The 22,133-nt window shown below is 51.5% G+C and carries 18 protein-coding genes; 3 read left to right on the top strand and 15 right to left on the bottom strand.

Features of this window, described 5'->3' with window-relative positions; genetic code table 11:
* Window positions 1-2 precede the first annotated feature (2 nt).
* From AC27K1_RS06075 to AC27K1_RS06065, 3 genes are all read right to left on the bottom strand, one after another.
* Window positions 3-1,469: an ethanolamine ammonia-lyase reactivating factor EutA gene (locus AC27K1_RS06075; protein WP_487149085.1), complete on the bottom strand. Its 1,467-nt coding sequence runs from the start codon at window positions 1,467-1,469 to the stop codon at window positions 3-5.
* A 236-nt stretch (window positions 1,470-1,705) separates the two neighbouring features.
* Complete coding sequence (locus AC27K1_RS06070; RefSeq protein ID WP_487149084.1) at window positions 1,706-2,482, bottom strand: DUF748 domain-containing protein; 777 nt, start codon at window positions 2,480-2,482, stop codon at window positions 1,706-1,708.
* A gap of 175 nt (window positions 2,483-2,657) precedes the next feature.
* Window positions 2,658-4,541: a hypothetical protein gene (locus AC27K1_RS06065; protein WP_487149082.1), complete on the bottom strand. Its 1,884-nt coding sequence runs from the start codon at window positions 4,539-4,541 to the stop codon at window positions 2,658-2,660.
* 294 nt (window positions 4,542-4,835) lie between these two features.
* Here AC27K1_RS06065 and AC27K1_RS06060 point away from each other — a divergent pair, with 294 nt between their 5' ends.
* Window positions 4,836-5,741: a hypothetical protein gene (locus AC27K1_RS06060; protein ID WP_487149080.1), complete on the top strand. Its 906-nt coding sequence runs from the start codon at window positions 4,836-4,838 to the stop codon at window positions 5,739-5,741.
* A 389-nt stretch (window positions 5,742-6,130) separates the two neighbouring features.
* A complete protein-coding gene (locus AC27K1_RS06055) occupies window positions 6,131-8,260 on the top strand; it encodes a SidE phosphodiesterase domain-containing protein (RefSeq protein ID WP_487149079.1) in 2,130 nt (709 codons plus the stop codon).
* An 80-nt stretch (window positions 8,261-8,340) separates the two neighbouring features.
* On the opposite strand, the gene AC27K1_RS06050 is transcribed toward AC27K1_RS06055, so the two are convergent.
* Window positions 8,341-8,889 (bottom strand): BMC domain-containing protein, encoded by a 549-nt coding sequence (locus AC27K1_RS06050; RefSeq protein WP_345195350.1) that lies wholly within the window; start codon window positions 8,887-8,889, stop codon window positions 8,341-8,343.
* Window positions 8,889-10,223 carry a 4Fe-4S dicluster domain-containing protein gene (locus tag AC27K1_RS06045; RefSeq protein ID WP_487149077.1) on the bottom strand — a complete coding sequence of 445 codons (1,335 nt, stop codon included), beginning with the start codon at window positions 10,221-10,223 and terminating at the stop codon, window positions 8,889-8,891. Before AC27K1_RS06045 ends, AC27K1_RS06050 begins: the two co-directional genes overlap by 1 nt.
* Window positions 10,224-10,560: 337 nt before the next feature.
* Between AC27K1_RS06045 and AC27K1_RS06040 the strand changes: the two genes are divergently transcribed.
* Window positions 10,561-12,606, top strand: a complete 2,046-nt coding sequence (locus AC27K1_RS06040) for a leukocidin family pore-forming toxin (protein ID WP_487149076.1) — start codon at window positions 10,561-10,563, stop codon at window positions 12,604-12,606.
* A gap of 190 nt (window positions 12,607-12,796) precedes the next feature.
* Here AC27K1_RS06040 and AC27K1_RS06035 read toward each other — a convergent pair whose 3' ends face one another.
* The 10 genes from AC27K1_RS06035 to eutC all read right to left on the bottom strand — a co-directional run bounded on the left by AC27K1_RS06035 (window position 12,797) and on the right by eutC (window position 22,124).
* A complete protein-coding gene (locus tag AC27K1_RS06035; protein ID WP_487149074.1) occupies window positions 12,797-14,119 on the bottom strand; it encodes an RING finger protein in 1,323 nt (440 codons plus the stop codon).
* Window positions 14,120-14,748: 629 nt separating this feature from the next.
* Window positions 14,749-15,498, bottom strand: a complete 750-nt coding sequence (locus AC27K1_RS06030; RefSeq protein WP_487149073.1) for a hypothetical protein — start codon at window positions 15,496-15,498, stop codon at window positions 14,749-14,751.
* Window positions 15,495-16,355, bottom strand: a complete 861-nt coding sequence (gene eutJ, locus AC27K1_RS06025) for an ethanolamine utilization protein EutJ (protein ID WP_487149071.1) — start codon at window positions 16,353-16,355, stop codon at window positions 15,495-15,497. Before eutJ ends, AC27K1_RS06030 begins: the two co-directional genes overlap by 4 nt.
* Before the next feature lie 16 nt (window positions 16,356-16,371).
* The gene (gene pduL / locus AC27K1_RS06020) at window positions 16,372-17,049 is read right to left on the bottom strand and encodes a phosphate propanoyltransferase (protein WP_487149069.1); all 678 of its coding nucleotides are present in this window, start codon (window positions 17,047-17,049) and stop codon (window positions 16,372-16,374) included.
* Window positions 17,050-17,121: 72 nt separating this feature from the next.
* Complete coding sequence (locus tag AC27K1_RS06015; protein ID WP_487149068.1) at window positions 17,122-17,892, bottom strand: hypothetical protein; 771 nt, start codon at window positions 17,890-17,892, stop codon at window positions 17,122-17,124.
* A gap of 84 nt (window positions 17,893-17,976) precedes the next feature.
* Window positions 17,977-18,264, bottom strand: coding sequence for an ethanolamine utilization microcompartment protein EutM (gene eutM, locus AC27K1_RS06010; protein ID WP_211824991.1), 288 nt, complete (start codon window positions 18,262-18,264; stop codon window positions 17,977-17,979).
* Window positions 18,265-18,310: 46 nt separating this feature from the next.
* The gene (locus AC27K1_RS06005; protein ID WP_487149065.1) at window positions 18,311-19,777 is read right to left on the bottom strand and encodes an acetaldehyde dehydrogenase (acetylating); all 1,467 of its coding nucleotides are present in this window, start codon (window positions 19,775-19,777) and stop codon (window positions 18,311-18,313) included.
* A gap of 1 nt (window position 19,778) precedes the next feature.
* Window positions 19,779-20,492, bottom strand: a complete 714-nt coding sequence (locus AC27K1_RS06000) for a BMC domain-containing protein (protein ID WP_487149064.1) — start codon at window positions 20,490-20,492, stop codon at window positions 19,779-19,781.
* Window positions 20,493-20,509: 17 nt separating this feature from the next.
* Complete coding sequence (gene eutL / locus AC27K1_RS05995; RefSeq protein WP_345195363.1) at window positions 20,510-21,163, bottom strand: ethanolamine utilization microcompartment protein EutL; 654 nt, start codon at window positions 21,161-21,163, stop codon at window positions 20,510-20,512.
* Window positions 21,164-21,233: 70 nt separating this feature from the next.
* Window positions 21,234-22,124, bottom strand: coding sequence for an ethanolamine ammonia-lyase subunit EutC (gene eutC, locus AC27K1_RS05990; RefSeq protein WP_487149063.1), 891 nt, complete (start codon window positions 22,122-22,124; stop codon window positions 21,234-21,236).
* Between the last annotated feature and the right edge of the window lie 9 nt (window positions 22,125-22,133).

Below are 22,133 nucleotides of genomic sequence, written 5' to 3'. Positions count from 1 at the left end.
ACTCACTGCATACCGTAAAAAGAAACCGGGATAATGTGATGTTGCGGCGCACCGACGTTCACAAACGATGCCGTACGATCCGGCACTTCGTCGATCACGGTCAGTCGTACCGCCAGCGTCCGCCAACGGCTGGCGTAGTTGCCCATTGCCTTACCGCAGTCGTTTGGCACCAGCAGCACCAGGGGCAGGTCGCCAGGAAAACCGCCGGATTCAAGAGCCGTCGCCATTCGGCCACCGAAGGTCTTGATCATATCCAGTGAGGGTGTTGCCCCGGTGTCTGTCGGTAACACCTGCAGGCAGGCGCCGTGGCTGCATTTACGGGCCAGCTCCAGCGCCTTTCCAAGACGTTCAACACTGTCCTGCAGTGACAATCGGGCAACGATGGGTAAATCCTGCAAAGGCAGCTCAGCTTGATTGGACAGGAACAGGGTGGTGCCGGAGATTTCCGTGCTGTGCAGGGTCAGGCCATAGACAGTTGCCCTGCCCCTGTTTTCCGGAATATGGGTGTGGAGAGATCGGGCAAGCAACGGATGGTCGGCAATCCGGCGCGCGAGATCAACGCCAAGGTCTCCGAAACAGGTGGTTTCAGGCCAGGGTTCTCCCGCCACATGGCGATAAAGCAATTCGCCAATACCACCGGAATAGGTGATGACGGCGTCGGTATGACCTTGCGGATCAAACCGCACCTGCTCATGCTGCCGTCCTGCCGTGGTCTCAAACAAACGACGATCCCCGGTGACTGTCGCCACCAGCCCGGCAATATAGAAATCCAGAATCTGCTCACGGGCAGGCACAGACAATATATCGCCTGTCGCCAGCGTTAATCCAAGGGCATCAAGCAGTTGCTCACCAAAACAGGATATACCGGTCACCCGCCAGGTACCCGGCTCAAACCGGAAGTGACGGGCGCCAATAAAACTGCAACCGGTCGACAACACCTGACCATCACGACCCAGTGCCGGATTGGTGGTTCCACCGCCAATGTCCAGGTTAATGATCGGGGTACCATGATGGTAGCGGGACAGCACTGACGCACCGCCCATGAATGCCAGCCAGGATTCCAGTGCCGGATCATCCGCCGTTGCCACGATAATATCGCCAAAGCGTGCCCGTACCCGGGCAGCAATTACTGTCGCGTTATGATGCTGGGCGGCCAGTCCGGTGATCATGACACCACCAGAAAACAACTGTTCGGGGGAAATGCCGCTGGTGCTTAGCCAACCGTCCAGCAGCTTATCGATGGCGGCTTCGCAGATACGTTCATTGTCGTAAGGTGTGAAAACCGGCTCCGAGCGATAGACCACTTCCGGGTTGCCAAATCCCATCCGCCCGGTCGCACAGTGCAGACCGATTCTGGCCCTGGCCACCATGGCGCTGGAGGTCGTGGTACCAAAATCCAGGCCAATCATCAGGACATCGTCCCGGGACGTATCCACCGGACGCTTTGCAGAGCCACAATCACGCTTCATCGACGACACCTGTCCAGAACCGCAATAAACGACAAGAAGTTAATTAGGACGATGGTATATAAAGCGAATGATGCGGTGTTGATAGTTATCAAGTGAGCACCACCGGAAGCAGGGCAATCTATTGATACTTATCAAGCGGAATGACGGGAGGCAGGGCGCCTTGAGAAAAACAGGCGAGAGGTTTGCTCTTTACATGAAATAATCCCCCCCAGCCTGTCTGAGGGGGAATATTCTGCTTACTGGAATAAAGACTTCAGTTTGTTCAGGTTTTCCTTGTCTTTATCAGACAGTTTTTTGGATAACTCTTCTTCCAGTTTTTTCCGCGCAATGTCCTTCAGGTGATCTGCGACCACTCTCTCGGTTTTTGCCAGCAAGCGGTTAAGAATCACTTCGCTCAGTTCATCCGGCGTCAAACCCGTCTGCTTGTCACCCAGGTTGGTCATGACGATATTGGGCATCTTCAGGGTATGGTCACCCTTGTCTTCTGTCATCAGGTTCAGCCTGGCATTGGTAAAGCTGAGGTTTTCCACCATCAGGCGAATGTCAGCACCTTCTTCTTTCTTGGCAGGCTCAGCGGGCTTTTCTTCTTCACCGGCAGGCTTCCTGGCGCTGCGTTCCTTAATATCCTTCAGCAGGCTCTGAATATTCGTGGTTGCGCCTTTCTGTTCTGCGGTGATATCCATGCCATCCACCAGGATCTCATTGATAACCACCACCGGACCCGACAGGGACTTGGGGCTCACCTGCAGGGCAATCTCATTCATGCTGAAAATGTAGGGGCTTTCAAAGTCTTTCGGATTGGCAATAGCCAGTTTATGGAGTTCCCCACGACCATCACGGAGGGTGATCTTGACGCTGTCCAGCGTGACGGGTGTTCCGGTAATCTTTGAGCCCGTCGTCTCAATCACGTCTTTGACAATACCATCCAGGTTCCGGAGGGTGATCATAACCACCAGAACCATTAGCGCCACTATCGCAACCAATGCGATCGAAACCGTCTTTTTGATACTCATGGTTTTTCCCCTTACCCGGTTAGACATTGTGACAGAACCTTTGACGGGAGGGAGTCTACTCCGGAATGACGGGTTGTCCAGCGTACGGCTATGAACCGCCAGGGCTTTCACACAATACAGACCATGACTGAATTTAATGGAAACAGCATGAATCCTGACGGCAGGTTAAAGCAGGTTATACCACTCTCGGCCTGACCACTGTGTCGCTGGACACATCTGCAGAAAGCTCTGTCGGTGAATGTGAAATACTGTGCTCACTGGATGATGATGCTGGTTGCTGTGTTTCTTCTTCCGGAAAGCCCATGGACCGCCTAAATTCAGAGAGATCACCTGCAGGTAGAGAGCGGCATTGCAGGGGAGAGGGTGGCCGCGGATTTTGAGGCGGCAGGTCACTTTCCGTTTTAATCCGCCGCCGGACACTACGCGGTGTCAACGCTTGAACTAATAATGATTTGTACGATAGTTTCATACCTGCCGGTAAAGAGCTGTATCGCCGGGAAGAGGGTGATGGTGTCCGCGGACTTTGAGAAGGTAGCTCACTTTCCGTTTTAATCCGCCGCCGGGCACTACGTGGTGACAACGCTTGAGCGATCGAACTGAGTGTTAAAAAGCTCTTCTTGTGAATCGTATCAAAAAGAGTCTGGAAGGAAGGTATCTCTGTATACCACCTGTCGACGGATGTCTTTAACTCTGTAAATCGGAATTTAAGCGTCTCTTGTTGATCTTCTGTGTTTTTATCCAGATTACCTTTTTGCTTTGCCATTTTGCTGAGAACATTAATGACTTCTTCAACCTCCTTCAGTCCCTGCTCATTAACATTCTTCAGTAATTCCTTTGAAACAGGCTGATATTCCAAATACCTTTTCGACTGCGGCTCTTCGCTTTCATGAACTTGTTTTTTGGGACTCAAAGCTGCTGCAAGCCGAGTCTGACGGCCTCTCAACGTTTTTATGCCTTTCTCTTTTTCCATTTTTTTAATATATGCCACGGCTTCTGACAGTTGTTTGAAAGTCTCTTTCCCATAAACAGCCTGACCAACCGTTGTTTTCTCGGAGTCTAGCTTTTCTACAGTGACATAGCTGATTCCCTCAAGCGCTTCTCTCTCTGATAACCCTATAAAACCCTCCTTTATGATGTTAATGCTTGAAGGCAATATGGTGGTATCAAGGGGAAGTTTGACAATGTGCTCCCTATTCGTCCTGATAACTCCCGGGATTTTCCCGCTATCCCTATCAGACTTCAACCCCTCCCAGCAACGCTTTAAACCCTGTGCACATTCCCACATTTTCTTATGTACATCCTTGACTGTTACCCCACCGTCAAACACTACCTCTGCAGGCAATATCGGCGCTGGCAGACCAGAGACCAACGTTGATGGCGATGGCATGAAGGTACGACATTGATCCATATATTGAATCAAAACCCTCCAGCTGAGGATTAATTCTTCAACCATATTTTTACTTGTCGTACATATTCGAAACGTCTTGTCATGAGCTGTTAATGTGGCAAATCGTTCCATCTTTATTTTTTCAGATACATTGAATACTTCCCTGCAGCTTTCAAAACGTTCTTTTAGAACCGGATAGCTCTCACTATGAACATTCTTCATTTTTTTTATTATTGTTTCTTTATACATCTCAGGGTAAACCTTACTTTCGTTCTTTATCACATAAGCAATTTTATCAGAAATGTATGTTAAATATTGATTCGCCTTTTTAGCAAACCCACATAACTTAGCAGTACTTAAATCATTAATTTGTTCATCGGTCAATCTTTTTAAAAGCCAATCTCTGAGTGTTAAATAATCAAACCCAACCTGATCTTCAGGGGGAGTCACTTCACCCAAACTGCGAATATCAGGCTTATGTCTTTCTACAGCGCCAAGAGGCTTATGGCCAATAGACGGTTCTTCTACAGTATCCATTTTAGTTGTTGAGCCTGGCACCTCTTCAACAGACACTTTTTTCAAAGCAAATTCGGATTCTTGTTGATCAGACGTCCTGACATCAGGCAAAACACCAGCGCGAGATACACCTATGGGGAAGGCTTTATTATCCATAACTTTCCTGCTGACAAATAAATAAGTCGCTTACCAGTAGATAAAAAAATTCAGTCAAGGTTCATTGAATCGTAATAACAAAATTTCTTATAGATAATAAAAAATCAAGATTTTCCCTATATAGAAACAGGATTGCATAACGATAGAAAACATTCTCTAACTTTAAAAAGTGTTATCAAATCTTTCACCTTTGTCACTTAAGCAAAGATTAGCCAGTGATATCGTTGCTGATTATTCATACACAAAACTAACCCATTTAAAAAATGGGTTTTTATCAGATTGTGAGGTCAATTTATGAAAGCAGGTGAAACAGGTAATGTATCAAACAGTTCCAGCCGTTCAGTATCGCCAGATATCACTGAATTAGCGGGAGCGCGAGTGGGTCATAGAGACGTGGCCGCCAACCCTGATGTCAAAAAAAAACAGTCGACTGCGCATACTGAAACAGACTCTTCCAGTGAAGAACAAACCTCCCTCTTGTCTTCATCTTCATTGAGCAGCATTTCACGTAGACAAGAACGCAGTGAAGAGCAAACCAAACGAATGAAAAAAAGAAAACTAAACAAGGCCGAACGGGCAATAATATTGCAATGCCAGCGTGCACTTCCAAAAGCTAAAATCGATACGATACCTGAATCATTAACATCATTATTCTCTGAACATAGAGCATTTAGAGATGTACTGTTTCAGGATATTTCATCCGATGAAAACCTCAAAGAGAAGCTTGATAAAAAAGAAGAAAACACTGTGGAAAAGATAATAAAAATCGGTTTTACAGAAATAAGAACAGGAAGAGAAAAACAATATGAGGAGATAACCCAACAGTCCGAGTCTTTCCATCAATCACTGATTAGATTGCGAGAACGTTTTGACACACTTCCTAAAGGCCAGCCAACCTCTTCAACCGATCAGCAGGAATTAATAAGCTCTACCTGTTCTGAACTAAAAACATTAGAAGAGCAATTTTCCACTCTTAAAGACCTTCTAAGCAAAGAGCCAGAGAGAAACCGGGAATTTATGGATCATGAAGCAACAAGGGTAAAACTTGAAAGTGAATTACGGTTTCTTCATACATTCTCAGACCGTTTAGAATGTTCCTCCAGCACGTCCGAAGGAAAAAGGCCTGCTGAGACATCCGCTATCGAAGAGCCTACCACCTCCAAGAAAGCGAAATTCAAGGACTCTGAATCTTCCTCTTGAAATGCGACTTAAACACAAACGATAACGGCGCATTCAGTCATGCGCCGTTATTGACTGTTTACCGTCAGGATATTAATCCAGATAACCCGCTGGCGACTTTGATCTGATGTGGTGCTTTGGATGGTTTCTGTACAGTTCATTAAGGCTGGCTCTTTCAACGTCAGAAACAGACTGAATGAATTTCATCTCGCTGGAACTTCCTGATAGCTGTCAGGTCACAGCATATACAAATAAGGGAAGTACTTTGGTGCATATTACCATTTGCATAAATAGCAGATTATTTATGGCCGGGTACTTAGTCCGATAGGCCATAAACCTGTCAGTCTTCTGTCTGTTCAACGACAGTCTACCCCTATGTTACGGAACCTCCGGTCGGTCACAGCTGTCTAATGAGTATCATGGAACAAAGGCCACGCAAAATGAAGCTAATTACAGCATCAACGACAGGAAAACCGTCAACACCATTACTTACGCCTTCAGACAATCCCGTGGATATCGCACCTACGGCTGGGCTACGTTCAGGTCAACGCCTAACCAATACCCCGGTTTTCACTGCAACTGCCCTACCGTCACAGACAGCGAGTGAATTTGCCAACACATTTCAGGCTCTGATCAACAAATACCTGCTTAGATCTTTCAAAGGCCAGAGATTGGCGCCTGGTGACATACCTAGCCCGATTCATGGCGTCATGCACAGTGTCCGAGCAGCCCTCTGGGTTCCTGCCCTTCTCTCCTGTTATCGAGATTTGCAGCATCCCGAGGCCAGTCTCATCAATGAGGATACGTTACGCGCCCTGATGATTACGGCCCTGCTTCACGATTCCGGCAGGATGGGAGATTATCACGACAAACCGGAATGGGAGCAACAAAGTGCCCTGCAGTGTGAGTCAACCCTGAGGGAGCTGGGGTACAGTCCGGAAGTTGTCTCAGCCTGTAAAGACGCCATTCTTAACAAGGAAACCGGCAAATCTTTTTTTACCCATATCCTTCACGATTGTGACTGCCTGGAGGTTATGCGTGTCAGGTCATCATTTGATGTCTCCCGACTAAACCTGTATCAGTACGCCATGAAAAAACCCATAACCCAGATAAACGAAGTTTGTCCTGATATGGCAACACTGATAGGCGCGATCCTTGACGTGATACATCAACAAGGAGACCAGCAGTATCCATGCCGTATTGATTTCAGTAACTGTCCGCAGAGTTCATCATTCCAACGGAATGTACTGTCTGCAAACTATTCACTGCCACTGAAAAGCGACTTTGAATTTGCCGAAAATGCCATGCAACAACAGCTGACATGGATGGCAGCCCATTCAAACGGTCTTTACCAGAAGATTATTCGCACAGCAGGCTTTCTGGCTATTCATGACAACATGGCATGGACGCAAGATGAACCGTTATCCAGCCAGAAAAAAACGAACGTTATACCTGTATTACCCACGTTCCGCCTTGATTCACCCGAACAGTTACCTGCCAGAATCTATCCCGAAAACACGAAATTGAATGATATGGTTGAACTCTCACTGGATAAGATATTTAAAGACCTGAAAGCCTTTTCTAAAAAGTGGCCAGCCTTCATAGAACGATTAACTGAAACATCACCGACAGCCTGCTACCGAGAACTTATTAGACAATTGCAATGGTCTGAACACATCGATGACCTGATTGAAGAACTCGAAAGCGTCTTCGATTCATCACAAAAGCCAATCGACAAAATACTTATTTTCATGGATATCGCGGAAACCTGGCTCAGCCTCAACGACAGTCGATGGATGATGTCTCGCGAAAATAATGGGTTTCGTCCTGCTTATGACTTTTATGCTCCCCTGTCCACGAAGCTATTGCAGTTAGCTAAGATTGCACACCACGCCAAACAATCGATGACTGGCAATGACCTGAAACCATTTGCCTATCACTCCTACCGTGAAGACAAGATACGTTACCGGAGCTATCACCTAAGCATACCTACCCATACGCCCACGACAGAAAAACGACTGGTTACCGTTGATCGTCTGGATCAGCAACCCTTTATCCTAAACCGGAACATGTTGCACCGTTATGGTTTCCAGCAACTCCGAATCACAGAAAAGCCGGGGCTCACCTTGAGAGAAGCCGTCACCCCTCATCACCTTTCCGGGTTCCGCCCCGGCGCCTGGGATGGAAAAATTTACCATGGAACACAGAACTACATCATCTGCGAGCCAGAGGTCAGAATCCATGGATCAAATCCAGCAAAATTCGATGCTCGGGGCAGTGGCATGCCCATTGGCTTTTATACCGATATTGATCCCTTGAATGCCCCTGTCTGGTTTGCAGCAAAGCGGAGTGATAAACCATCCTATATCGTTGAGCTCACTGCCGATTCAGCTATAGACTGGTGTTCACCGGAGAATCGTTCCCCAGGCTGGCTAGCGTTTAAGGGATATCAACCTGAACATCTTCAGGTTGAAAAAGTCTATGAACTTTCTCCGAGGGTCAAGGCATGTCTTGAGTCGTTCAATAAGTTAGATCCTTAAAGCCTTACAGGCCCCTTAACTGACTGAAAGCAAGAGCCACAGAACGTCGCCCCCCTTTCAGCCAGACCAGGCAAGGTCTCTTACAGTAGCTTGCGGAACAGTTCTTCTGTGGGAGACGCAATAACGGTCTTGTGAATCAGCATGCCGGATTCATTGGCCGCCATCACACCGGAATCCACGGCCGCGTTCACTGCAGACAGTTCACCGGTCATGGTCACGAACGACTTACCGCCAATCGCCATGCCCAGGCGCACTTCCATCATCTTCACGTCAGCCGCCTTGGCCGCCGCATCCGCAGCGATAACTGCAGACGCCACGTTGAAGAATTCCAGTACGCCGACGGCGCCGGTATGCTGGATATCGGTCATGCCGCTCAGGCCGGCAATCAGTTCTTCGTGAATGTTCGGGATCAGCAGGCGATCAACGATGGTCTGGCGACCAATCTCTTCACCGGCTTCCACGGAGGCGCGTACCGCCGCCACATCACCGGAAACGATGACCAGGTACTTACCCGGGCAGATGGTCTTGGCTTCCTGCAGACGCACGTCAGCCGCCTTGGTCATGGCGTCCGCCGCCTGGATTCCCTTTGCAATGCTGGTGAATTCCAGCAATCCCAGTGCATTACTCATTACGCATGACCTCGGGCAATAACAACCTGACTTTCATTCACTGCGACCACCTGGCCGTCGATACTGGCGTGGATCGTGGAGCCCAGCTTGCCTTCCGGAATGTTACCGATCACCTGGCCTCTGACCACGGCGTCACCCACCTTGACCGTCGATTCACTCGGCGCGCCAATGTGCTGCCACAGGGACACGGTGACCTTGTCGATGGCCACATCGCGGAATTCCTTCAGCGGCTGATAGTCATAGCTGCCGAGATCCAGACGTGAAATCAGACGGTGCGGCGGCACCTTGCGCATTTCACGGTTTTCACGGGCGATCACTTCGCTGCCATCGTGCTGGTAGCGAATGCCTTTCTCGCGCAGTTTGCCGGCGATATACAGGTTCACTTGGCGCGGAGAGATACCCATCGGGCAGGCATACATTTCGCAGACACCACAGGCGCAGCACAGCAGCGCTTCGCTCAGGGATTCATCGATCTCCTTCGCGTACTTAACGGCCTGCATCATCTTGTGCGGATGCAGCGGGTGGCCGATCAGGTAACGGGGGCACTGGTCTGTGCAGTAACCGCAACTGATGCAGGCACGGGCGCGGTTGAGCATCTGGATTTCGGTTTCATCCGCACGCTCAACCAGGTAATGGTCAGCCGGGATAACAATCAAAGCGCCATCAGTCTTGGTGATGTACATGTCCGCCAGTTCGTGCTCGTGCACCATGCCGCCCATCATCGGGCCGCCACGGATAATGCAGAACTTCGGAATACTGACGCCACCAGCCGCCGCCAGACACTCTTCAAAAGAGGTGCCCACCGGTACCTTGATCACGCGCGGCTCATTGACATCACCCAGCACGGAAACGTATTTCTCAGTAACCGGGATATCCTGGGTCGCTTCGAATACGTTGATCATGGTCGCGACGTTGGAAACGACACAGCCCACGTTCAGCGGAATACCGCCGGGGGGTACAGAACGTCCGGTCACTTCGTACACGGTCATCTGCTCGTCACCGGCCGGGTAGAAATTCTGCAGTTCGAAAATCTCTACCGGGGCATCCAGCCGTGCGATGGTGTCACGCAGCGCGGCAATCTCGCGGCCGTACTTACCCTTGACGGCAATCACGGCTTTCTCGGCCTTGATCTGCGCCCGGGCCAGCAGGACACCGCCAATCAACTCTGCCGGACGCTCGCGCATCAGGAACTGGTCGGTCTGCAGCAACGGTTCACATTCCGCTGCATTGATAATCAGGTATTCCGCTTCGGCATTCAGTTTGACGTGGGTAGGGAAACCGGCACCGCCGGCACCGACGACACCGGCCTTGCGGACGAGTTCAACTAAGTCCATGGCTCTCTCGTGGCTATCCGGTACAGCTGTGGCGGACAGAGAATCACCGGGACAGCCATACAGAAAATTTTCGATGGTGGCGCATGGTAACCGCAGTGCCAGACCCTCAGATTGAACCAAGTCAAAAGAGGACGGTTTGCCAGGGGCAAACCTGACTGAAATATCACCAAACCGTGACATGAATCAATGGGCGCTGCGTGTGCCTATCCCCCTCATTTCATTACGGTTTTCCGATGAACCAAGCCGCCACTCCAAGAGACAAAGCCGGATGCCTCCGGAAACTTTGTGCCGTTTTTGCAATCAGAACCGGTAGTTACCACAAAAAGGTTTATTCATTATGTCCGGATTATCTCGAAAGACGCTTTGTTGCCTGCTTGCCCTGCTCAGTCATACGGGTAATGCACAGGATAACGTGAACACCTGCCAGGCCGACGGTGCGCCTTATATTGTGCCAACAGGCGAGCCCATCAATCTTATTCACATGACTGATTTGCTGAATGTTTCTGCAGATAACGAAGTCGTATTCAACACGCTGCGTCATCATGTTATCGATGAGGGCGAGAAATACCTGATTGATGCCGATGACCGGCAAGCCTTGCGCAATACTGTCGAAATGCGAAAGGCGGTCCAGAATCTGCTCGGGATAGTCTTTGACCAGGACCGGCTTCTGGTCAGCCGTTACAAGGGGCAGATGCTTTATACCCCATACAACAGCCAGGATGACATCGAACTGCCAGAATTGATTGCAAACCTGGATGCGATGGACAGGGATGCAACACCTTCAACGCTACGGGAATACCGTGCCCGCAACGGTGCCGGTGAACAGACGTCCCTGCCTCACCTGGCCTTCTACATCAACCTGTTTCATCCCATGTCCGTGCAGGAATGCACCTTCCCTGTCTCGCACGTCTGGCCGGAGACGGGCACGGCCAACTTCTGTGAACGAGCCAATATTTCCCTGGTCTACCGGGTAAACTGGGAGCGCTCCCTTCAGTACGGAACAACAGGCTCGGCCACGCCGGATGCCAAGATTGTCCGCATTACCCTGGACGATGACGTTTCCGGGGCAGGTATCCACCTCAACGACTCACTGGACTTTCGTGCAACCAAACCAGGCTATACCGGTGTCAACAGCTATTACCGGGACTGGAGCACCGATGCTTACGCCCAGCGGTACCGTTTCTCGGTAAAAGCCTCCAATAACAAGGCCGCCATACTGAAAACCACGCCGTCGAGCAATATCAACCCGCAATATGAAAAAACAGAAGCTTCAGGATTCAGCCTCGGCGTTTCGGCTGAGCTGGGTACCGAGGACTCCCAGGGCGCGAAAGGACTTCTGATTCCTTCCGCCGTGTATGAGCAAAGCCATTCACTGACCTTCAATACCGAGGAATACAGCATCCAGAAAGCCAACCCGAGTGACCGGGAAGTCATGTTCACCTGGGAACGCAGCCAATATGCCAGCCGTGATTCACTGTTATCCCAATCAACCAGCGCGGTGTTCGATTCCCATGTGACGTATCCTGTGGACACCAGCAGGATCAGCCCGATTGCCTACTCGAATTTCACCCCAAGATTCGATGTAATTTATAAGGCCAAAAGCAATGAAACAGGCACCACCACGTTTTCGCTGGATGCGTCAGTCCTGATGAGACCCTTGTATACAGGAGGATTCCTTTACTTCTACTTTATTGGCGCCCACATCGCCTATGAAGCCTTTGAAACCGACGACCTGGATCAGCTGGTCACGGCCCACGCCGGCTTCACGGTGGACTGGAATCACCCGGTATTCACCGGCGGTTACCCGGTCAACCTGCAACTGGGCAGCTTCAATAACCGCTGCCTGGGTTATGATGATGATTTCAACCTGTCTGCGCAGGAATGCAGCCTGATCAGCAAACACCAGGCCTTTATTTACGATGCCATGGGACGGTATTTGAGCACACTGGATACCGGCATGTGCCTCGATGGTGACGACCTGTCCCGGCTGAAACGCTGTGATGCCCGTCTGAGCCAGCGCTGGCAATGGCTGGATGATTCAGACCATCTCCAGAACACGCTTTCAAGTGATATTCTGTCGCACAATACCGGTTCAGCCGCATTACGCATGACACCTACAGGGTATGAATCCAGCATGACCAGCCAGAGGACCATGACATCCTTCACCAGCATCTATAACACACCCCATTGCCATGAATGGCAGGAAGCACCCAACAATATCGGGCAGGCCGGTGATATCTATTATTTCAACAACCCAATGAATAATCCCACTGAAACACACTATTTCAAGTTACTGACACCGGTGTATGGTTCGTTTCCTTTGGATCAGACAGGCAATGATGATTGGGAGTACCTGGGTCAGGCAATGGCATGCCAACGTTAAGGGATAAACAAACGAAAAACTACGCTGTGAAGGGCTGCGGCTGATACTCATTATAGATTCCATAGTATATTTATAAATCCGATAGCCCCGTTTACCTACACACATCCTTATTTAAAACAAACCAATATTAAAAATATCAAAAACAACACTAACCATCGCTTTGTTTAGAAAAGCAACACAAGCATCTCAATCATGGATCATAATAGGCAATAACATATGCCTGTATAGGTACACGACATACTGGACAGATAGAATTTTGCTTTTCATTAAAAATCAACAAACAGGCTTTACAAAACACCCGATGTTTACATGGCAACAGTGGTACATTCACTTTATCGTTTTCTTTGCAGACAGCACATTTAGGACTGCTGTCAAGCTTACTAGCCAATTCCAATACACCTTCAAGTGATTTTTGATCTGCTCCTCTTTCACCGACCTGGACCTTTCCAGAGGCGGCAGCTATGTCGATACTCGCTATATCAGCAGATAATACCGACTGATCGTCACTCGATATCTGACTATCAGAGCTTGAGGAAGAATCTATTTCCTGATACTCCGCTGGAGAAACTGAGGAATCAGCACTGGCATAGCAAGCTGTCAGCTCTCGTTCCAGACGGGTAATAAATTGACGCATCATCTCGTAATATCGACATTTCTCATGTCCAAACCTGGCTTTAGACATTGATGCTTTATCAATAACTCTACCGTCCTCGTTGAGAGATATTGCGTTATCACAAGCAAAACAACGGACTGCTGAAAGCGTCCCGACAGGTTTATAAAAGCCTCTGAACACCAACCTTATATCTTCTAACGTCTTTTCATTGAACGTATCGATTCTACTTTCACATGTAGAGTGCAATTGTGACCACACCTCACCAATGCCAGCATTAGCATTGCGAATCAGTACCTCTGAAACCTTATCACATTGTCTTATCCAGCAATCGAGAACTTGTGAACTATCGTCAAAATGGGAATATCCAGATGCTCCTATTGCTAGTGCTGGTGCTGGTGCTGGTGCTGGGACTTTAGATTGATGCAAGGCTAAAGAAGCAGGTCTGGGATTTATTCTATAACTCATGTTTTTCCGCAACAATGATAGATTTGATCTATCAAAACTCGCTGTTTTCTCGCCTCCAGCTAATGCTCCTGTTTCTGCATCGACGACGCGCCCAGTGGCGGCTCCCTGTTTAAAACCATTCAGCAATCTACCTGGTGGATAAGCATCTTCTTCATCATGTTCTGCTGAAGTTTCTGTCTGTCCCTCCGGCCCTTCTGGTGGATAAGCTGCGCAAGGAAAATCTCTTATACTTTTACCATTCAGGCAGTGCCCTTGAATTCCGCCACGCTGCTTCACATCCTGAGATACTGAACATTTAGATATATGACTTTTATTTTTAGAGCCAAATCCGGGGCAACAATAGATATTAAATCGAGAACGATTAACATCATTATCTGTCCTATCTACCTGTTTATTCGTAGCACGCAGAGTACGAGATACTTTTGGTGTTTCCATACTAACTCCAACCTCAATTTTCAATATCCTGATTTAACTATGCGACAGAGCAAAAATTAAAAAGTTCATTAAATACCCATAAACATCAAGAGCTACAGCATAGAACACAGACTTTAAAGATATCTTCTGATAACCACTGGATAGGTAAAAAACAATGCAACAAACAACAATAGATAGCGATACTGACCAAGCCTGTTTGCTCATCCAACAATCAACAACTTGATTTTAAAACAGCAAAAATTATTTCTAACATGCATACCGGCGCTGCCAGACAATAAGAAAAGCAACATATGTACCTAGAAGCATTAACATTATGAGATGATGATCAAAACCAGGAAAAGTATATTTCTATATAGATTGTTTTCAACATGATAAACCCATCAGTTACTTGCAGTAGATCCATCCAGATCAGAAATCATCATTAACATACAAGAACAGAAAAAATAACGGGCAACACTTAACTTTCCATTGATGCAGAATATCTTTCGATTATTCAGCATATGGAGTCACTACACTAACTGCCTGATTCAGCAACTAGCCGATACACGGCAAATAGGAGATATAAAAAAGGCGGCCATAAAATGGCCGCCAAAAAATGCGCAATCTTGCGCATCCCCTCAAAAGATGGGTCAGACCGTCACAACATCCAGCTCAGATGTCATGCGGATGTAGTCTTTTGCCAGTGGTGTCAGCAGGCTGTCAGGGCCCAGCGTGATGTGCGTGAAGCCCTGCTCGAGGCAACGACGCAAATCCTTCTCACCGACAACACGCTGAGTCAGTTCACAGCTCTGCCCGGTAACTACCGTGTCAGTCATGCTGACCTCAGCGGGCGGCGCCACCTGGTAGGCAATCTCATTGATGCTGGTCGCCTGCTGTGCCGGAGCCGCTGGAGCATCCTGGCCACGTAATGCTGCTGCCAGGTTATTCAGGCAGGACACCTGCATACCAAACGACAGAATTTGTGCTTCCTTGTCCTGGAATACCTTGTAAAACGCCGGCTTGGCCGTTTCACGGAAACGACGGTAGGCAATACCTTCTTCCAGGATATGCACGGTTTTGCCCAACAAGAGGGACTCAACCAGCACACAACCTTCACTGCCACGCTCAAGGCCAATGGTCAGCGCTGATAACAGACTGTTAGACAGACTGGCCAGTACAATATGATCAAATGCCGCAGGTTCCAGGGTTTCCATATCTGCGGCAAAACTCAGGCAGAAACCCTGCCCCAACGCTGCAGCCAGCCCATCACGGTCATCGCAGTCACCAACCACCAGAACCGTTTCCTTTTTAACGGCTTCCGTCGTCAGGTTGCCGGAGCGTGCCAGCAGTTCTTCCAGTACGCGCCGGGCGATCAGTTCAACCAGTGCATCCATGTTCATGCTGCATTTTCCTCAGACGTCTCAAGCGCTTCCAGCGCACTGATGGCAATACCCAGTGGCGTCACCAGGAAAGGATTCTTCGGCTTATGGGTACGTACGCCGGTCTGCTTTTCCACCACCGCCTCAAAGTCAGGCAGGCAGGTGGTACCACCGACCAGGTAGATGTCTTCCACGTCATAACCCTGAATATGGTCACGGACAATGGAACCCATTTTTTCAATCACGGGGCGGACAATGGTCACCACATCACGGTGGTTGGCCGGGTTCTTCTTGAACTCTTCCGCCTCCTCGAAACTGGTCTTGTAGTTGCCCGCCAGCACCAGGGACAGATGCGTGCCGCCTGTCGCTTCATCCGCGGTGTAGATCACTTCACCGTCACGGAAGATGGACAAGCCGGTAGTACCACCACCGATATCCACGACAGCGCCATTCTGGATACCCAGCACACGGTTCGCGGCGGTCGGCTCATCCAGCATATTGACGACTTCCATGCCGGCCCCTTCCACCACATGTTGGTGGGTCTTGCAGCTGGATTCATCGGAGTTGGAAGGCATGGCGATTGCCGCTTTATCCAGCGTGACGCCCAAGCGTTCTTCCAACCGTTCCTTCAGCTTGCGGACAATGTGCAGCGCGCCGACATAGTCCACGACCAGTCCGTCTTTCAGCACCTGGGCGAACTGCATTTCTGTCGCCAGTGGCTGCCGGTCACGATCCAGCACCACCAGTACGATATACGCGGTACCCAGGTCGACACCGACCACCAGTTCTTCCGGATTGGTCACCTTGCCTGTACGGGTCAGGCTTTCTTCGACCGCCTCGATCAGCACATCAGCGTGTTCGGTATTACATTCAGACATGGTCGTTTACCTCCGTTTAAGCGACCAGCTCGCCCTTAGCGCCGCTCGGCAGGCCAACGGCATTGGCTTCATCAAAGTCGATATGCATGGCCAGATTGAAGCTGTCTTTTACCCGTACCAGAACTTTGTGGAACGTCACCGGACGATCCGTCTCAATCTTCACATCCACTTCCTGTTTGTCCTGCACACCCAGGCGGGCGGCATCGCTGCTGGTCATGTGGATATGGTTACGGGCAACGATCACGCCCTGCTTCAGCTGTACCATGCCGTTATCGGACAACAGGAACAGACCGGGAGTCGCCGCGGTGTCACCGGATTCGCGCAGCGGTGCGTCCACGCCCAGCTGACGTGCGTCAGTGCGGGACACTTCTACCTGGCTTTCCGGACGGGCCGGGCCCAAAACCGCAACATTCTTGAACGAACCCTGTGGACCAATAATGGTGACCCGCTCTTCGCACAGGTACTGACCCGGCTGGGACAGTTCACGCTTCGGGGTCAACAGGTGCCCTTCACCGAACAGGGCTTCCACATCCTTCTGGCACAGGTGAACGTGACGGGCGGAAGCCTCGATCGGGATCATCTTCTTGCCGGCGCTGGCATCAGTACAGTACTCGCCAATCACCTGATTGATGATCTGTTGCAGTTGGTCTTCGCTCAGATTCAGGGCACCGCTGGTATTCATCGTTTCACTCACTTTTCACCTGAGCAGACGTGATTCGTCGTTGAATCGTGTCTGCTGCAAGCCGTTAATCAATCACCTGCCGGCTTAATGGGACAGTGGTTGCGCAGGGGCAAACTCACCGGCCTGTTCCCGTACCATCAGCTGGTAACAGTGGCCTGACAGGTAGTGCAGCGCCCGGAGCATGTCCGGACGTTCACACCGCTGGCCCCGCTGATAAGCGTGCACAGCCGTCAATTCCGCTTCACGGATACCGGCGCGCAGCCGGTTCAGGCTGACGAGGGTTCTGCCCATGCTGTAATGGGGCAAACCATCCTCGCTGCCATTTAATGGTGCAGGCTCAATGCTCTGCGCCTTGAAAACGTCCGGGTCAAACGCTTCACCCGGCACGATGGCGATGGTCAGCTGGCGGACATAGTCCAATACCTTCTGCAGTTCGTCGCACAAGGGTTTCCGGCCTGACTCAGCGCAATCCACCTGGAGGCAGAGAATGTCAGCCTGCAGACGGTCAAACTGTTCCTGGAGTGCAATGCGGGGGTCGGTCAGCAACACAAGACGGTTGTCGCCCAGAACCGCCATGCAGTCCGGTTTTTCGGTGAACTCACCACCGGTGTAATCGCAGATAAATCGGGGTGCCGATGGTGCGGCGCTATTGTCGCCTTCATCGACATTGGCCGGTATCAGGGATTCTTCGACAGGCGTTACATCGTCCTGTCCCCGGATAACCAGCGCTATGCCCTTGTCCTGGATGAACTGACGGGCAGACGGGGTGATGATGTCTTTCGGCTCCACCTCAAACGTGGTGAAGGCCGCCTTGCGGTATTCGCTGCGAATCCGCGCTTCTGTAACAACACCCATGGAACTTCCTTAGCCTGAACAGCAGACTCTGGCAGAAAGGCCGAATCATGCCGGCCTTTCCTGCGTCAGTTGACGTGTGCCGAATTACTCAGCTTTTGCCTGGGGCAGGATCACTTCAACTTCACCGTGAGGACGTGGGATAACGTGTACGGAGATCAGCTCGCCAACACGCTCAGCAGCAGCAGCGCCAGCGTCGGTAGCGGCTTTAACAGCGCCAACGTCACCACGTACCAGTACGGTTACCAGACCGCCACCAACCTGCTCTTTGCCAACCAGAGTCACGTTGGCGGCTTTGACCATGGCGTCAGCAGCTTCGATTGCGCCAACCAGACCCTTGGTTTCGATCATGCCCAGAGCGTTAGAGATAGCCATTTTCAATTCTCCACTTTGTAATCAGAGATAGTTTGTTGAGGGTTCGTTAAAGAGACTTCAGTCGTTCAATCACCAGACGGGTGATTGCTTCGATATCAACATTCGCAGTCGTGCAGGCAACAGGCTGACCTTCAGGCTGTGCCAGTGCTTCCGGCTCAATCACACCGTAAGCCACATACCGCTTGGTAAACAGGTTCAGCGGGGTCACGTTGTCGGAGGTTGCAGAACCACCGACACTACCGCAGCCCAGGGTGAACGCAGGCGCCAGGTTAGTGGTCGCACCCACACCACCGTGGGTGGAAGGCGTGTTAACCACCAGGCGGGACACCGGCTTCTTCAGGGCAAATTCGCGCACCAGGGCATCGTTCTGGGTATGGATCGCCAGGGTATGGCCCGCACCTTCAAAGTGCAGCAGTTCCATGCACAGCTCGCAGGCGTCGTGTGCGTCGCTGACACGGTAGAAGCCCAGCAGCGGAGACAGTTTTTCCCAGGAGAAGGGATACTTCTTGCCTACGTTGTTACGACCTTGCTCACCCACCAATACGCGGGTGGTTGCAGGTACGTCCAGACCGGCCATACGGGCGATTTCCACCGCAGGCTTGCCGACGATACCGGCGTTCAGGCCGCCACGCTGGTTGACGATGACTTTCTCAACTTTCGCAATTTCCGCTTCGCTGAGGAAGTAGCAACCCTGGGCGATCATCTCGGCCTTCACCTGGTCAGCAATGGCGTGTTCAGTCACCACGTGCTGCTCAGAAGCACAGATGGTGCCGTTATCAAACGTCTTGCTGGTGATAACGTGGTGTACGGCTTTCTTGATGTCCGCAGTGCGCTCAATGAACGCAGGCACGTTACCCGGGCCAACACCCAGCGCCGGGTTACCGGAACTGTAAGCGGCCTTGACCATGGCGGAACCACCGGTGGCCAGGATGATGCCGGTGCCGGAATTCTTCATCAGCTCGCTGGTGCCTTCCAGGCTGGGAACGCTCATCACGCTGATCAGTTCTTCCGGCGCACCCAGGCTGACCAGGGCTTCACGCAGAATGCGAACGGTCTCGGTAATACACTTCAGCGCCGACGGATGGGGGCTGAAGATCACGGCATTACCGGCCTTGATGGAAATGATGGCCTTGTAGATCGTGGTGGACGTCGGGTTAGTAGACGGCACCAGACCGGCAACGATACCGAAAGGCACCGCCACTTCCATGACCTTGCGGCTCTGATCATCAGAGATCATGCCGATGGTCTTCATGCCCTTGATGGAATCCAGCAGAATCTTGCTGGCGAGCATGTTCTTGGTGATCTTGTCCTGAACCTTGCCGAAGCCGGTTTCTTCCACGGCCATTTCCGCCAGACGACGGGCGTGGGTCTGGCCGGCGCGCGCCATGGCGTCAACCAGGGCATCGACCTGGGCCTGGCTGTAGTCGGCCAGCACCTGCTGGGCGGCTGTCGCCTTGCGGATCAGGGTCCGGACTTCCTGTACGGATACGAGGTCTCTGTCGAGGAGTTCCAACTTACTTCATCCTCTCGGTATTTGCGCGCTCATGGTGAGCAACGATGACGCGGATCAGTTCTTCCTTCTTGGCGAACTTGATCTGGTTCTTGCTCATCCCGATATCGGGCAGTTGTCGCGCCATGTTTCTCAATTCCACGGTCCGGTGCAGTCGCAGGGCTTCTGCTGTCTCGGGCTGTGGTTCCTGAGCGGTAACGGGTTGTTCCTGTTTGGCCGCTGCTTTCGGTGCCGGCTTTGGTTTGGGTTCCGCTTTCTTCGGCTTTTCAGCCGGGGCAGTCACCACAAACGTTCTGGCAACGGTCACCGTGGTGTCACTCTTGGATTCCGCACTGGCCGGCGTCTCAGGCTTGGCCTCTACCGCCGGCTTCGGCTCATCCGGTGTGACCGGTGCATCCGGTTCCGGCTGACCGCCGTCCGGGCCGCCATCGCCATTCGGGTCAGGCTTGTCCAGCAGCGGCGCCAGGTCCGCGGCAGGCCGGGCTATCACGTGGGTGGACACCACACGCCCTACCCGGTCGGCCGCAACCGTGCCAGCTTCAATGGCCGCCTTGGTCGCGCCCACGTCGCCACGGATGATAATGGTCACCAGACCACCACCGACCCGCTCGATACCGGACAGGGTGACGTTAGCGGCTTTCAGACAGACGTCAGCGGCTTCCACTGCGGCCAGGTAACCGACAGTTTCAATAAATCCGGCTGCTTCTTGTCCTCTCATGGCCTACCGCTCCCGTCTTAGAAATGCTTCGGGTTTTCAGCCACGAACTTCACAGCGTCAGCGAAGGCATCGCAGGCTGCCTTACAGGCAGACTGGCTACCGGTCAGCAGACCGCCGCCGAAGTTGGTTTCTGAAGGAGGCTCGAACAGTTCACACAGGGTGACGTCAGCCGCTTTCAGGGCAGCGTCCAGGCCGTACATGGCTTCCAGCGGAGGAGCGATCAGGTACGCCAGGGGCTCACCTTCCTTGATGCCAGCCATGCCGGACAGGAAGGAACCGGTGCGGGAGATGCACTGCGCGTAGTACGCGATGGTGTCGTCTTCGTTCGCACTGTAGAAAGAGAATTCGTTTTCAATGAAGTCGATGGCAACGTTCAGGCCGCTGCGGACTTCCGCCGGGTTAGGACCGGCCAGCATGCCGATAACTTCACCGGCCAGCTTGGTGTTGGCGTTAGCCGCACCGCCGTAGAAGCTCTTGCCCAGACACACGGTCACTTCTGCGTTCTTGGTCGCTTCGTCCAGCGCGCAGTAGGTTACGTCGTCGCAGTCAGAGGTCAGGATGCCGACACTCTTCCAGCCCTTGGGCATGCCCAGCTTCTCTGCCATCTTGGCATCGACGTTGGGGATCATTTTTACCGCCAGTACGCCGGCGCCTAAGCGATCACCTTTCATGACTCTCTCCGGTATGTTCGGTCGTGCAGGCTGCTGCACTATTACGACAGCAGCCGTGCGTCATTAGTCGTTAGACTCGGAAACCAACACCACTGCACTTCTGTTCCATCATCTTCTTGACGATGTTGGCGATGTGCGCGCCCGCTTCAGCAGCAGGGGTGCCGCGGCGGTGGATGTTGGAGATCACGGTACGGCCGGCTTCCGGCATACCTACCTTGCCTTCATAGGTGATGTAGGCACCCATGGATTCGCCAGTGGCCAGTCCGGGACGCTCACCGACCAGCTCGACAGTCACCTTGCTGCCGACGATCTCGGTGATGTGGTCCATGGCACCGACACGACCAAACTTCACGAATACGGGGTTGCCAACGCTCATGCCGTAACCTTCCAGACCCTGCTTCAGTGCGGGCAGGATGTTCTTCAGGTTGGCGGTGATCGCGGTGGAGGACAGGCCGTCAGCGATGACGATCTGTACGTCGACGCCCTTACGGCATTCGGCGTTAACCTTTGCAACACCTTCTTCGTTCAGCTTGCGGCCCAGGTCAGGACGGGTAACGTACATGTCCTTGTCTTCACAGCAGGACTGCACGGCAACCAGACCCATTTCGGCCACAAACTCTTCCGGTACTTCGTTGAACACGGAGTCGATGGCGACAGCGTGGTCAGCACGGAAGCGCAGCATGGTTTCGGTCTTGTAACGGGGACCCGCACGACCGATACCCAGGCGAGCCGGAGTCTTAGCCTTCAGCTTCATGTATTCCGCTTCGTTCTCGGCATTCTCGATGTCGAAGAAGTCGGACATTTCAATGGCAGTGATGTCTTTCAGTTCGCTGTCGGCGACATCATCCACCTGGCTGGCCAAGGATACCTGTTGTACGACTTCAGACTTCTGACCGTCGTCAATGTTGATTTCCTTGAGGACCTTGCCGATCAGGTCTTTCAATTCGTTTTCAGAGATCATCGATAGCCA

Source organism: Kistimonas ophiarachnellae (genome assembly GCF_057552235.1).
Note: the sequence above shows the minus strand (reverse complement) of the source record. Positions and strands in the feature narration are given on the sequence as shown.